Source organism: Streptomyces sp. NPDC002130 (assembly GCF_040296465.1).
In the GTDB taxonomy this organism is placed as follows: Bacteria; Actinomycetota; Actinomycetes; order Streptomycetales; family Streptomycetaceae; genus Streptomyces.
Genome location: NZ_JBEOXI010000227.1, coordinates 1 through 13,387, shown reverse-complemented (window position 1 = coordinate 13,387; position 13,387 = coordinate 1). Strand labels below are relative to the sequence as shown.

Genomic DNA, 13,387 nt, shown 5'->3' with positions numbered 1-13,387 from the left:
GCTCCGTCTCCGCGCGCGAGGGCGCGATCGCGGGGCCCCGCAGGGAGGACGTCGGCGTGTCCCGGCCGCCGGTGTCCGCGATGGCCCGGAGCAGTGCGCGAGCCTGGTCGGCCTCCGGGCGGGACTCGGGGCGTTTGTCCAACAGCCGCTGCAGGACGGGCGCGAGGGGGCCTGCGCGGCGGGGTTCCGGCAGCGGCTCGGTGACGATCGCGGTGAGCGTGGAGAACGTCGACGTGCGGCGGAAGGGCGAGGAGCCCTCGACGGCCGCGTACAGCGTGGCCCCGAGGGCCCAGATGTCGGAGGCGGGGCCCGGGTCGGCGCCCTGGGCGCGCTCGGGGGCGAGGTAGTCGAGGGAGCCGACGAGTTCGCCGCTGCGTGTGAGGTGCGTGGTCGAACCGTCCCCCGGGTCGTCCATCGTGGCGATGCCGAAGTCGGTGAGGACGACCCGGCCCGTGCGGTCGAGCAGGATGTTGCCCGGCTTGACGTCCCGGTGCAGGACGCCCGCGCGGTGGGCGGCGGCCAGCGCGTCCATGACCTTCGCGCCGATCCCGGCCGCCTCACCCGGGTCCAGCGTGCCGCGCTCGCGCAGGACGTCGTCCAGGGACGGCCCGTCGACCAGTTCCATGACGATGATCGGGCGGCCGTCGACCTGTGCGATGTCGTGCACGGCGATGACACCGGGGTGGCGCACCCGGGCCGCCGCGCGCGCCTCGCGTTGCATCCGCAACTGCAGAGCTGCCAGTTCGGGTCCCGCCGCGTCCGTGTAGGTGCGCAGTTCCTTGACCGCGACCTCACGGCCCAGGACCTCGTCGACGGCCTTCCATACGACGCCCATGCCGCCGCGCCCCAGCGCCGCCGTGACGCGATAGCGGCCTGCCAGCAGTCGTCCGGCCCCGTCCGTCTGCCCGTGCTCCCCCGTCGACACCGCTGCCCCGTTCCTGTGACCCCACCGAATGCGCCGACGACCCACACCGTCAGTGCGTGGCGTACAGACTACGGGGCGCCGGTGACGACGACAGGCGTCGGTGACGGCTGTGACAGGGCCGGTACGCGCCGGCCGATCCGCCGGACCCACACGGTCAGGCGGAGGCCGTCAGATCCTGGACTCGTAGGGTCAGGCGGAGGCCGTCAGATCCCCGCGGCGGGGCGCCGCGAAGCTCTCCAGGTCCGCCCGGGTCAGGCCGGCCAGGCGGGCGACCTCCCCGATGTCCAGGGCGCCGCAGTCCAGGCCGCGCAGCAGGTAGCCGCTGAGGGCCTTGGCGGTGGCGGGCTCGTCCATCACGTCGCCGGCGGTGCGGTTGGCGTAGCGCGACAGCCGGGCGGCGGCCTGCTCGAAGCCCTCCCGGTAGAAGGCGAAGACGGCCGCGTAGCGGGTGGGGATGTGGCCGGGGTGCATGTCCCAGCCCTGGTAGTAGGCGCGGGCCAGGGCGCGGCGGGTGAGGCCGTAGTGCAGGCGCCATGCGGCGTGGACCTTCGCGGTGGGGCCGACGGGCAGGACGTTGGTGGAGCCGTCGGAGACTCGTACGCCCGTGCCGGCCGCCGCGACCTGCATGACGGCCTTGGCGTAGTCCGCGGCGGGGTGGTCGCTGGCCTGATGGGCGGCGGAGACGCCCAGGCAGGCGCTGTAGTCGAAGGTGCCGTAGTGCAGTCCGGTGGCGCGGCCCTCGGCTGCCTGGATCATGCGGGCGACGGCGGCGGTGCCGTCGGCGGCGAGGATGGACTGGCTGGTCTCGATCTGGATCTCGAAACCGATCCGGCCCGGCTCCAGGCCGTGTGCCTTCTCGAAGGCTTCCAGCAGCCGCGCCATGGCGGTGACCTGCTCGGCGTATGTGACCTTCGGCAGGGTGAGCACCAGCCCGCCGGGCAGGCCGCCAGCCTCCATCAGGCCGGTGAGGAAGATGTCGAGGGTGCGGATGCCCCGGGCACGGACGGGCGCTTCCATGCACTTCATGCGGATGCCCATGCAGGGGGCGGCGGTGCCGTCCTCGTACGCCTCGGCGATCAGCCGGGCGGCGCGGGCGGCGGCCTCGTCCTCCTCGGCGTCGGGGCGGTTGCCGTAGCCGTCCTCGAAGTCGACGCGCAGGTCCTCGATCGGCTCGCGCTCCAGCTTGGCGCGCACGCGCCCGTAAACGGGCTCGGCGAGCTCCTCGGAGAGGCCGAGGACGGCGGCGAAGGACGCGGCGTCCGGGGCGTGTTCGTCGAGCGCGGCGAGGGCCCGGTCGCCCCAGGAGCGGACGGTGTCGGCGGCGAAGGCGTCGCCGGGTACGTAGACGGTGTGGACGGGCTGACGGGTACCGGGGTCTCCGGGGTAGCGGCGCTCCAGCTCCGCGTCGACCGGCGCGAGGGAGGCGCTGATCTCCTCGCTGACGGCTCCCGCGAGGCTCGTCGCCACCTTCTCCTGCCGGCCCTGACCCATGAAGAGACCCTCCATTTTCCGCACAGCGGATTCAACAATCCGTAGAACGAAGTTATCGGCCGACCTTCGGCCTGGTCAACACCATCCTGACGTGGAATTCCCCATGCCTCGCTCTTGATCACTGCCGATCGGCCCTCTTCTTCCGTACTCAGAAGGCAAGCTTCATCCTGACGTGCAAGGGGAGGGAGACCACGTGCCGAACGAGGCCGGCGTGACGCGCCGCCACGGGCTCAAGGCGGCGGCGGCCGCCGCCATCGCGGGGCCGCTGCTCACCACCGCGGGCCCCACGCAGCCCGCTTCCGCAGGCGAGCACCCGGGCGCCCTGAACGTCATGACGTTCAACGTGCGCTTCGCGACCGTCGTCGACAAGACACCGCGCTGGGCCGTGCGCCGGCCGGTGATGCGAGAACTGCTGCGCCGCGAGCGGCCGCACGTCATCGGCATCCAGGAAGGGCTCTACCAGCAGGTGCGCGCCATCGAGACGGATCTCGGCGGGCACTACGACTGGATCGGCACCGGACGCGGGGGCGGCAGCAAGGACGAGTTCATGGCGGTCTTCTACGACACACGCAGACTCGAACCACTCGAGTTCGATCACTTCTGGCTGTCCGACACTCCGTACACGATCGCCTCGAACACCTGGGGCGCGGACTGGCTGCGCATGGTGACGTGGGTCCGCTTCGCCGATCTCGCCCACGGGGGACGGGAGTTCCACGTCCTCAACACCCACCTGGACAGCGTCAGCCAGCACGCCCGGGAACGCTCGGCGGGGCTCATCGGCGAGACGATCGCCGGGTGGGACCGGTCGTCCCCGGTCATCGTCACCGGCGACTTCAACGCGGCCGCCCACGACAACCGGGTGTACGACCTCATGCTGGACATCGGGCTGGTGGACGCCTGGGACGCGGCGGCCTCACGGGGTCCCGCGTACGGGACGCACCACGGCTACCGGGCGCTCGAGCCCGGCGGGCGGCGCATCGACTGGATCCTCACCACACCCGGGGTGACCACGCACTGGGCCGGGATGAACACCTTCAGCAGGGACGGGACGTACCCGAGCGACCACCTGCCGGTGCAGGCCTCGATGACCCTGGGATGAGAAGAGGCCCCCGTGACCGTTCGCGTGGTCACGGGGGCCTCTCACAGCCGGGGTCGATCAGCCCTTGCGGGTCTTGATCTCCTCGGTGAGCGCCGGGACGACGTCGAAGAGGTCGCCGACGACGCCGTAGTCGACGAGGTCGAAGATCGGGGCCTCGGCGTCCTTGTTGACCGCCACGATCGTCTTCGAGGTCTGCATGCCGGCGCGGTGCTGGATCGCACCGGAGATGCCGTTGGCGATGTACAGCTGCGGCGAGACCGACTTGCCGGTCTGGCCGACCTGGTTGGTGTGCGGGTACCAGCCGGCGTCCACGGCGGCACGCGAGGCACCGACAGCGGCACCGAGGGAGTCGGCGAGCGCCTCGATGATCGCGAAGTTCTCCGCGCCGTTGACGCCACGGCCACCGGAGACCACGATCGCGGCCTCGGTCAGCTCCGGGCGGCCCGTCGACTCACGCGGCGTACGGCCGGTGACCTTGGTGCCGGTGGCCTGAGCGGAGAAGCTCACGGACAGGGCCTCGACCGCACCGGCGGCCGGGGCGGCCTCGACGGCCGCGCTGTTGGGCTTGACCGTGATGACCGGGGTGCCCTTGGAGACACGGGACTTGGTGGTGAACGACGCGGCGAACACGGACTGCGTGGCCACCGGGCCCTCGTCGCCGGCCTCGAGGTCGACGGCGTCGGTGATGATGCCGGAGCCCAGACGCAGCGCCAGGCGCGCGGCGATCTCCTTGCCCTCGGCGGAGGAGGGAACCAGCACGGCGGCCGGGGACACGGCCTCGTGGGCGGCCTGGAGGGCGTCGACCTTCGGTACGACCAGGTAGTCGGCGTACTCGGCGGCCTCGTGGGTGAGGACCTTGACCGCGCCGTGCTCGGCGAGCGTGGCGGCGGTGTCGGCGGCGCCGTTGCCCAGCGCGACGGCGACCGGCTCGCCGATGCGGCGGGCCAGGGTCAGCAGCTCCAGGGTGGGCTTGCGGACGGCGCCGTCCACGTGGTCGACGTAGACGAGAACTTCAGCCATGGGACTTCTTCTCTCCTGCTTGCGAAAGATGAGGGGCGGTCAGCGAATGCCGGGCTCAGATGAACTTCTGGCCCGCGAGGAACTCAGCGAGCTGCTTGCCGCCCTCGCCCTCGTCCTTGACGATCGTGCCCGCGGTGCGGGCCGGGCGCTCGGCCGCGCCGTCGACCGTGGTGTAGGCACCCTCCAGGCCGACCTCCTCGGCCTCCAGGTCCAGGTCGGACAGGTCCCAGGACTCCACCGGCTTCTTCTTGGCGGCCATGATGCCCTTGAAGGACGGGTAACGGGCCTCGCCCGACTGGTCGGTCACCGACACGACCGCCGGGAGGGAGGCCTCCAGGTTCTCCGAGGCGGCGTCGCCGTCGCGGCGGCCCTTGACCGTGCCGTCCTCGACGGAGACCTCGGAGAGCAGGGTTACCTGCGGGACGCCCAGGCGCTCGGCGAGCAGCGCGGGCACGACGCCCATGGTGCCGTCGGTGGAGGCCATGCCGGAGACGACCAGGTCGTAGCCGGCCTTCTCGATCGCCTTGGCCAGGATCAGGGAGGTGCCGATGGCGTCGGTGCCGTGGATGTCGTCGTCCTCGACGTGGATCGCCTTGTCCGCGCCCATGGACAGCGCCTTGCGCAGGGCGTCCTTGGCGTCCTCGGGGCCCACCGTCAGAACGGTGATCTCCACGTCGTCGTCGGAGTTCTCGGAGATCTGCAGCGCCTGCTCGACCGCGTACTCGTCGAGCTCGGAGAGCAGACCGTCCACGTCGTCCCGGTCGACGGTCAGGTCATCGGCGAAGTGCCGGTCGCCAGTGGCGTCGGGCACGTACTTCACAGTGACAACGATCCTCAAGCTCACGCCGGCTCTCCTACTGCATCGTCATTTCCATGCTGCCTACTTGCAGGCAGCATAGGCGCCTCTAGCGTCCGATCCCGGTCGGGGCGAACCCACGCCCCGAGCGAAATATTACTCGTCAGTACACCCAGTTCGTTCCCGCTAAGCAAGCGCTTTGAACTGTGACCTTCGCAACGCAGCGTAACCGGAACTCGACGGTCACGCAGCCCGGGGAGCCACCCGGTTCAGTCGCCGAGACGCTGGAAACGTCCCTGGTGGTAGAGGAGCGGACGGCCGGTGCCCGAGGGGTCGCCGTCCACGACCTCGGCGATCACGAGCCTGTGGTCCCCGGCGGGTACGCGCGCGACGACCCGGCCCACCAGCCAGGCGAGCACACCCTCGAGGACGGGCACCCCCTCGGGCCCCTCCCGCCAGTCGGTGGGCGGGCCGAAGCGGTCGGCGCCGCTGCGGGAGAAGGTGGCGGCCAGCTCCTGCTGGTGCTCACCGAGGATGTGGACACCGACGTGGTCCGCCGCCGCGATGGCGGGCCAGCTGGAGGCGCCGGTGCCGACGCCGAAGGACAGCAGGGGCGGCTCGGCGGACACGGACGTCAGGGAGGTGGCGGTGAAGCCCACCGGGCCCGCCTCGCCACGAGCGGTGATGACGGCGACTCCCGCCGCGTGCCGCCGGAAGACCGAGCGCAGGAGGTCGGGCGTGGCGAGAAGGTCCGCAGGCATGGGGTCAGGCTGACGATAAATGGTACGCACAGTCAAGTTCGTTTTGCGATGTGGGAGATGACTCACTACTGCGTCACGCCCGTCACACCGCCTCTCCCAGTGCTGCGATCACGTCGGCCTTGCGCGGCTGCCCCGTGGCGCGCCGCACCACCCGGCCGTCGGCGTCCAGCACGAGCACGGTCGGGGTCTTGAGGATGTCCAGCCGCCGTACGAGGTCGAGGTGGGCCTCGGCGTCGATCTCGACGTGGGTCACGCCCGGCACGACGCCGGCCACCTCGCCGAGGACCCTGCGGGTCGCCCGGCAGGGCGCGCAGAACGCGCTGGAGAACTGCACGAGCGTGGCCCGCTCGCCGAGTTCCGCGCCGAGTTCCGCCGCATCGAGCCGCTTGCCGTCGTCGCGCCCGCGCACCCGCACTCTCCCGCTCCGCCGCCGTTGCAGCACTCCGTAGGCGCTCGCCGCCGCGAGCACCACCACGCACACCACCAGTCCGGTCATCACCTCCTGCAAGCGTTCACGAGACCGCAAAGATTCCCGCCCCCGTAAAGCGGCCGCACTGCGGAATGCTTGGTTCCATGGACATCGATGCGAGAGGGCCGCGTTTCGGCGCGGCCGTCACGACCGCCGTCCTGGCGGTCGTGCTGGTCACGGGGAGCGCCTGGCTGCTGGCCTGGCAGACGCTGGCGTTCCTGCTGGGGGCGGCGGGCGGGGTCGGCCGCTCCCCGTACGGCCTGCTGTTCGCCAAGGCGGTCCGGCCGCGACTCGGGCCACCGACGGAGTTCGAGGCGCCCGAACCGCCGCGCTTCGCCCAGGCGGTGGGGCTGCTTTTCGCCGGACTCGGGCTCGTCGGCTACACCCTGGGACCCGACTGGCTGGGCCTCGCGGCGACCGGCGCCGCGCTCGCCGCCGCCTTCCTGAATACGGCGTTCGGGTACTGCCTGGGTTGCGAGTTGTACCTGCTCGTGCGGCGGGTGGCGGTCCGCGCGGAGTAATGGGGACGCAAAAGCACGAGGTGGGAACCTTCGGACGACGTGACGAGAATCTCGCCGCCGACGGGCACGAGGACTGGCTACCCGGCCGTTCTTCGGGCACGATCTGCGACAAGCCGTAAACCTACGGCTGCGTAACTTCTCCACTGGGAATCCCTTCCCAGGCAGAGCAGGAAGGGTCCGAACCGCCCATGGCAGAGCTCGTCTACCGTCCCGTCGTCGGTTTCGCCCGCACGCTGTTCAAGGTGTGGGACCTCAAGATCGACTGTCAGGGTTCGGAGAACATCCCGCGCTCGGGCGGCGCTGTGCTGGTGAGCAATCACATCAGCTACCTGGACTTCGTCTTCGACGGCCTGGCGGCCCTGCCGCAGAAGCGTCTCGTGCGTTTCATGGCGAAGGAGTCTGTCTTCCGGCACAAGATCTCCGGCCCTCTGATGCGCGGGATGAAGCACATCCCGGTGGACCGCAAGCAGGGCGAGGCGGCCTACGCGCACGCCCTGGACTCGCTGCGGTCGGGCGAGATCGTCGGGGTCTTCCCGGAGGCGACGATCTCGCAGTCGTTCACGCTGAAGAGCTTCAAGTCGGGCGCCGCGCGCCTGGCCCAGGAGGCCGGCGTCCCGCTGATCCCGATGGCGGTGTGGGGCACGCAGCGGCTGTGGACCAAGGGCCACCCGCGCAACTTCAAGCGCAGCCACATCCCCATCACGATCCGTGTGGGCGAGGCGATCGAGGCCTCCCGCGACAAGTACGCGGGCGCCATCACGCGCCAGCTGCGCGAGCGCGTCCAGGAGCTTCTGGAGGCCGCCCAGCGTGCCTACCCCGTCCGCCCGAAGGGCCCGGACGACACCTGGTGGATGCCGGCCCACCTCGGCGGCACGGCCCCGACGCCGGAGCAGGTGCGGGCGGCCGAGGCGCACTGAGCCCCGCCCGTCCGGTTCTCAGGCGGAGGGCTCCGGAGCGCGTACGCTGACGTCCGCTCCCGGGCTGAACCTCGCCAGCAGCTCGGCGAGTTCCGCGGCGGCCGCCGTCACGTCGGCGACCGGCATCGGCGCCAGGCTCTCCAGCAGGAAGATGCCCGATGTCGTTTCCTCGGTGAGCCGGGTGCGCGGGCCCTGACGCCAGTTCCAGCGACGGCAGGTCACGCCCGTGTCGTCGCACCACACCACTTCGCCCGCGTCGGGGTGCTCGACGGTCTCCTCACCGTCGGCGACGGTCACGAAGTCCTCCTCCCCCGTGGCGCGGATCAGCCGCATGCCGCCCTCGATGCGGTCGAGGTCCTCGCCGCCGACGGGGATCAGATGGGCGACGGAGACGGCGTTGTAGAGGTCGACGAGCAGGTTGACGCGGGGCAGCCCTGCGTCCGAGAGGGCCCGCTTGGCCAGCGCCTCAGCGGAGTTGCGGGTCCTGGACGGCTTCGAGCCGAACGCCGTGTAGGTCTCGCGCCAGGCGGCCATGTGCGGGTCCTCGTGCGGGGCGCGGCCGTCCAGTCGTACGGCGAGCCGCCGTGCCGCGTCGTCGAGGAGCTCCGAACTGGCTTGACTGCTGGGCCCGTTGGCCAGGCCGTGCGCCTCGATCGCGACGTGCGTGAAGCCGGGCGCGAGAGCGCGTACGTCGTCGGAAACGGTCAGCGTGAGCGTCATGGTCGCCTTGCCTCAGAGTGCGGTGGGGAGCGTCTGCCACAGGTGCGGCCGGTCGCGCGCTGCCCTGAGGACGTCCAGCACGACCGGGTGCGGTGCAGCATACAGCACTGGATAGTCCATTTCATTGGACGCAAGATCGGGCATGAAGGCGAGCCGCTCACCGTCGAGGGAGAACTGCGCGTCGACGCCGGGCTTGTTGCCCCGGGGGTCCTGCCGGTGCCACGCGCCGTTGAACCGCACCGCGACCAGCCCGTGCACCTCGTCGAACTTCTGGTAGCACAGCGCGGTGGGAATGTCCTCGGCCCGCAGCAGTGCGGTCAGCGCATGGGCCTTGGCGTAGCAGATGCCGGTGCGCTGATCCAGGACGTCGGAGGCGCGCCAGGTGACGCGGAGATCGCCGGAGTCCTGTGAGTGCGCAATGGTGTCGCGTACGAATTCGAAGGCCGCCCGCGCATACTCATACGAGTCACCCACCCCGTCGGCGAGCCTCGCCGCAGTCCGGCGGACGAGCGGGTGGTGATGGTCGATCGCCTCGTCAGCGGCCAAGTAGGCGGAGAGGTCGGGCGTTTGCTGGATGAGCTGCATGCAGGCAGAGCGTAGAGAGAGACTTACCCCTCAGTCAATCTATTTACGCTCCGCCGCATACCTATGCATGCCTACGCGGCCGCCGTCCGGCCCTAGCGGGCCATCTCCTCCTTGAGTGCCGCCACGAACGCGTCCACGTCGTCCTCGGTCGTGTCGAACGCGCACATCCAGCGGACGTCACCCGCCGTCTCGTCCCAGAAGTAGAAGCGGAACCGCTTCTGGAGGCGCTCGCTCACGTCGTGCGGCAGGCGGGCGAACACCGCGTTGGCCTGCACCGGGTAGAGGATCTCCACACCGTGCACGGCCCGCACGCCCTCGGCGAGGCGCTGGGCCATCTCGTTGGAGTGGCGGGCGTTGCGCAGCCACAGGTCCCGGGCGAGCAGGGCCTCCAGCTGCACCGACACGAACCGCATCTTGGAGGCGAGCTGCATGGACAGCTTGCGCAGGTGCTTCATGTGGCTGACGGCGTCCTGGTTGAGGACCACGACCGCCTCACCGAACAGGGCGCCGTTCTTGGTGCCGCCCAGGGAGAGCAGGTCGACGCCGGCGGCGTTGGTGAGCGTCCGCATCGGGACGTCCAGGGTGGCGGCGGCGTTGGCCAGCCGGGAGCCGTCCAGGTGCACCTTCATGCCGTGCGCGTGGGCGTGCTCGCAGATGGCGCGTATCTCGTCGGGCGTGTAGACCGTGCCCAGCTCGGTGGCCTGGGTGATGGAGACGACCTGCGGCATCGCGCGGTGTTCGTCGTCCCAGCCGTAGGCCTGCCGGTCGATCAGCTCGGGGGTGAGCTTGCCGTCCGGCGTGGGGACCGTGAGCAGCTTGAGACCGCCGACGCGCTCCGGGGCCCCGCACTCGTCGACGTTGATGTGCGCGCTCTCGGCGCAGATCACCGCGCCCCAGCGGTCGGTGACCGCCTGGAGCGCGACGACGTTCGCGCCGGTGCCGTTGAAGACCGGGAAGGCCTCGGCCGTGGGTCCGAAGTGGCTGCGGACCACCTGCTGGAAATTCTCGGTGTACGCGTCCTCGCCGTAGGCGACCTGGTGCCCGCCGTTGGCCAGGGCCAGGGCGGCGAGCACCTCCGGGTGGGCCCCGGCGTAGTTGTCGCTGGCGAAGCCGCGGACCTCGGGGTCGTGATGACGGCGGGCGTCGGTCCTCGGCGGGTTCACGGCTTCTCGGTGAGCCACAGACGTTTTCCGTTCACTTCCGCGGCGGGCTTCTCCCAGACCTCGGTGATGGCCTCGGCCAGGTCCTTGACGTCGGTGAAGCCCGCGAACTTCGCGTTGGGCCGGTCGGCGCGCATCGCGTCGTGCACCAGCGCCTTCACCACCAGGATCGCAGCAGCCGACGTCGGCCCCTCGGGGCCCCCGGCCTTGCGGAAGTAGTCGGCCATGGCCAGCGTCCACGCCTCGGCCGCCGCCTTGCCGGCCGCGTACGCGGCGTTGCCCGCGGTGGGCTTGGTGGCGCCGGCGGCACTGATCAGCACGTACCGGCCGCGGTCGCTGCGCTGCAGCGCCTCGTGGAAGGCGAGGGAGGTGTGCTGCACGGTGCGCACCAGCAGCATCTCCAGGAAGTCCCAGTCGTCGAGGCTGGTCCGGGTGAAGGTCTCGCTGCCGCGCCAGCCGCCCACGAGGTGGACCAGGCCGTCGACGCGGCCGAAGTCCTTCTCGACGCGGGTGGCCCAGTCGCGGGTGGCCCCGAGGTCCAGCAGATCGACCGTGTCACCGGTGACGGTGGCGCCACCGGACGCGAAGCTCGCCGCGTCGACCGCCTCCGCCAGCCGCTCCGGATCGTTGTCCGAGCCGATGACGGTCGCTCCCGCCTCGGCCAGCCTGAGCAGCGCGGCCCGGCCGGCGGGCCCGCCCGCTCCGGCCACCGCGATCACCGCACCGCTGAGCGCCCCGTTCCCCATGATCTTCGCCTCCTGAGCAGTGTTCTCGGTACGCCGATCGCTCACGCGGCGATCCGCTCGGCGCTGTCCGCCGTGATGCCCTTGGTGGAGGCGATCACGTTCTTCAGCTTCTTGGACAGTGCCTCATAGAACATGCTCAGCGGAAACTCGTCCGGAAGCACGTCATCGACGAGCTTGCGCGGCGGCTGCGTCGTGTCCAGGGCGTCGGGGCCCTTGGCCCACTTGGAGCCGGGGTGCGGGGAGAGGTACGTCGAGACCAGCTCGTAGCCGGCGAACCAGTGCACCAGCTTCGGGCGGTCGATGCCGTCGCGGTAGAGGTCCTCGATCTCGGCGCACAGCTGGTTGGTGACCTGCGGGGCGCGCTCCCAGTCGATGGTGAGCTTGTTGTCGGTCCAGCGGACGACGTCGTGCTTGTGCAGGTAGGCGAAGAGGAGCTGGCCGCCGAGACCGTCGTAGTTGCGCACGCGCTCGCCGGTGACCGGGAAGCGGAACATACGGTCGAAGAGGACCGCGACCTGCACGTCACGGGCCTGTGGGACGCCGTCGGCCGAGAGCTTCACGGCCTCCTTGAAGGCGGTGAGGTCGCAGCGCAGCTCCTCCAGGCCGTACATCCAGAACGGCTGGCGCTGCTTGATCATGAACGGGTCGAAGGGCAGGTCGCCGTGGCTGTGGGTGCGGTCGTGGACCATGTCCCACAGGACGAACGCCTCTTCGCAGCGCTTCTGGTCGTGGACCATCGCGGCGACGTCCTCGGGCAGCTCGAGGCCCAGGATGTCGACGGCGGCCTCGGTCACGCGGCGGAAGCGGGCGGCCTCGCGGTCGCAGAAGATGCCGCCCCAGGTGAACCGCTCCGGGGCCTCGCGCACGGCGATGGTCTCGGGGAACAGGACGGCGGAGTTGGTGTCGTAGCCGGCCGTGAAGTCCTCGAACTTGATGCCGCAGAACAGCGGGTTGTCGTAGCGGGTGCGCTCCAGCTCGGCCAGCCAGTCCGGCCAGACCATGCGCAGCACGACCGCTTCGAGGTTGCGGTCCGGGTTGCCGTTCTGGGTGTACATCGGGAAGACGACGAGGTGCTGGAGGCCGTCCGCGCGGTTCGTGGCGGGCTGGAAGGCCAGCAGCGAGTCGAGGAAGTCGGGCACGTGGAAGCCGCCGTCGGCCCACCGGGTCAGGTCCTTGACGAGGGCCTCGTGGTAGGCGCCGTCGTGCGGGAGCAGCGGGGAGAGCTCCAGGACGGCGTCGGCGACCTGGCGGACCGCGAGCTCGGCGTCGGCCGGGTCGGGCGCACCCTGGGCGTCGAAGTCGATCGACCCGTCCTTGGACTGCCATGGCCGGATCCGCTCCACGGCATCCTTGAGCACGGGCCATGCCGGGTGGTCCACCACCCTGGCCACGGGAGGAAGACCTTCCTCCGAACCCACCTGCACAAGAATTTCCGTCATGTCCCACCTTCCACGGGAGAATCTCACGTATGCAGACCGTATACACACGAGGTTCCTCCCAGCAAGGGTGAACCCGGGAAATTATCCTGCCGGACCCTGTGCTTCACCGCACTTTTTCCTGTCGGTCACGCTTCTGCCCGTATGCGCGGCGACCATGCCCTCACTCTCTGCACAGGGCGGGTCCAGGCGATACGGTCAGGGGGGCCGTCAGGCCCCCAGTGCCGCCTGTCGACGGAAGAGAGTCGCGTCTTGAACTTCCTCACCATCGGTCACCGCGGAGTCATGGGTGTGGAACCCGAGAACACCCTCCGGTCCTTCGTCGCCGCCCAGGAGGCGGGCCTCGACGCCATCGAACTCGATCTGCATCTCAGCAAGGACGGCGCGCTCGTCGTCATGCACGACACGGATGTGGACCGCACGACCGACGGCACCGGCCCGATCGCCGAGAAGACCCTCGCCGAGCTGCGGGCCCTGGACGCGGGCCGGGGCGAGCGGGTCCCGGTCTTCGAGGAGGTCCTGGAGGCCGTCCACACGCCGCTCCAGGCGGAGATCAAGGACAAACAGGCGGCGCGGGCGCTGGCCGAGGTGATGAACCGGCGCGGGCTGTCCGGCCGGGTGGAGGTGTCCTCGTTCCACGACGAGGCGATCGCCGAGATCAAGCCCCTGGTGCCGGGCGTGCGCACCGCGCTGATCGCCAGCCGCTACGGCACGGACATCGTGGACCGCGCCGTCGCGGCC

At 70.6% G+C, this 13,387-nt stretch carries 15 protein-coding genes; 4 read left to right on the top strand and 11 right to left on the bottom strand.

Annotated features, from left to right (window positions below; translation table 11 throughout):
• Together ABT116_RS32225 and ABT116_RS32220 are read right to left on the bottom strand one after the other, a co-directional pair.
• A partial coding sequence (locus ABT116_RS32225; protein WP_351640999.1) for a serine/threonine-protein kinase occupies window positions 1-925 on the bottom strand: 925 nt, incomplete at its 3' end.
• A gap of 189 nt (window positions 926-1,114) precedes the next feature.
• Window positions 1,115-2,416, bottom strand: coding sequence for a DUF6986 family protein (locus ABT116_RS32220; RefSeq protein ID WP_351640997.1), 1,302 nt, complete (start codon window positions 2,414-2,416; stop codon window positions 1,115-1,117).
• Window positions 2,417-2,609: 193 nt separating this feature from the next.
• Between ABT116_RS32220 and ABT116_RS32215 the strand changes: the two genes are divergently transcribed.
• Window positions 2,610-3,515, top strand: coding sequence for an endonuclease/exonuclease/phosphatase family protein (locus ABT116_RS32215; protein WP_351640995.1), 906 nt, complete (start codon window positions 2,610-2,612; stop codon window positions 3,513-3,515).
• 57 nt (window positions 3,516-3,572) lie between these two features.
• On the opposite strand, the gene ABT116_RS32210 is transcribed toward ABT116_RS32215, so the two are convergent.
• The 4 genes from ABT116_RS32210 to ABT116_RS32195 form a co-directional block, all read right to left on the bottom strand.
• Window positions 3,573-4,535 carry an electron transfer flavoprotein subunit alpha/FixB family protein gene (locus ABT116_RS32210; RefSeq protein ID WP_351640992.1) on the bottom strand — a complete coding sequence of 321 codons (963 nt, stop codon included), beginning with the start codon at window positions 4,533-4,535 and terminating at the stop codon, window positions 3,573-3,575.
• Window positions 4,536-4,590: 55 nt separating this feature from the next.
• Entirely contained in the window at window positions 4,591-5,379 is a 789-nt protein-coding gene (locus ABT116_RS32205) for an electron transfer flavoprotein subunit beta/FixA family protein (protein WP_053668510.1), read from the bottom strand.
• A 221-nt stretch (window positions 5,380-5,600) separates the two neighbouring features.
• Window positions 5,601-6,092 (bottom strand): flavin reductase family protein, encoded by a 492-nt coding sequence (locus ABT116_RS32200; protein ID WP_351640987.1) that lies wholly within the window; start codon window positions 6,090-6,092, stop codon window positions 5,601-5,603.
• An 82-nt stretch (window positions 6,093-6,174) separates the two neighbouring features.
• Window positions 6,175-6,588: a thioredoxin family protein gene (locus ABT116_RS32195; protein WP_351640985.1), complete on the bottom strand. Its 414-nt coding sequence runs from the start codon at window positions 6,586-6,588 to the stop codon at window positions 6,175-6,177.
• Window positions 6,589-6,665: 77 nt separating this feature from the next.
• Between ABT116_RS32195 and ABT116_RS32190 the strand changes: the two genes are divergently transcribed.
• Together ABT116_RS32190 and ABT116_RS32185 are read left to right on the top strand one after the other, a co-directional pair.
• Entirely contained in the window at window positions 6,666-7,082 is a 417-nt protein-coding gene (locus ABT116_RS32190) for a DUF4395 domain-containing protein (RefSeq protein WP_351640984.1), read from the top strand.
• A gap of 188 nt (window positions 7,083-7,270) precedes the next feature.
• Window positions 7,271-7,999, top strand: a complete 729-nt coding sequence (locus ABT116_RS32185; protein ID WP_351640982.1) for a lysophospholipid acyltransferase family protein — start codon at window positions 7,271-7,273, stop codon at window positions 7,997-7,999.
• A gap of 18 nt (window positions 8,000-8,017) precedes the next feature.
• Here the strand turns inward: ABT116_RS32185 and ABT116_RS32180 are convergent, their stop codons facing one another.
• From ABT116_RS32180 to ABT116_RS32160, 5 genes are all read right to left on the bottom strand, one after another.
• A complete protein-coding gene (locus ABT116_RS32180) occupies window positions 8,018-8,719 on the bottom strand; it encodes a B3/B4 domain-containing protein (protein WP_351640980.1) in 702 nt (233 codons plus the stop codon).
• Window positions 8,720-8,731: 12 nt separating this feature from the next.
• Window positions 8,732-9,304 (bottom strand): transglutaminase-like domain-containing protein, encoded by a 573-nt coding sequence (locus tag ABT116_RS32175; protein WP_351640978.1) that lies wholly within the window; start codon window positions 9,302-9,304, stop codon window positions 8,732-8,734.
• A 92-nt stretch (window positions 9,305-9,396) separates the two neighbouring features.
• Complete coding sequence (locus ABT116_RS32170; RefSeq protein ID WP_351640975.1) at window positions 9,397-10,467, bottom strand: threonine aldolase family protein; 1,071 nt, start codon at window positions 10,465-10,467, stop codon at window positions 9,397-9,399.
• Window positions 10,464-11,210, bottom strand: coding sequence for an SDR family NAD(P)-dependent oxidoreductase (locus ABT116_RS32165; RefSeq protein WP_351641002.1), 747 nt, complete (start codon window positions 11,208-11,210; stop codon window positions 10,464-10,466). Before ABT116_RS32165 ends, ABT116_RS32170 begins: the two co-directional genes overlap by 4 nt.
• Window positions 11,211-11,251: 41 nt before the next feature.
• Window positions 11,252-12,649 carry a DUF6421 family protein gene (locus ABT116_RS32160; protein ID WP_351640973.1) on the bottom strand — a complete coding sequence of 466 codons (1,398 nt, stop codon included), beginning with the start codon at window positions 12,647-12,649 and terminating at the stop codon, window positions 11,252-11,254.
• Window positions 12,650-12,898: 249 nt separating this feature from the next.
• On the opposite strand from ABT116_RS32160, the gene ABT116_RS32155 reads away from it, so the two are divergent.
• Window positions 12,899-13,387 (top strand): glycerophosphodiester phosphodiesterase (locus tag ABT116_RS32155; RefSeq protein WP_351640971.1); only part of this gene is annotated, 489 nt, incomplete at its 3' end.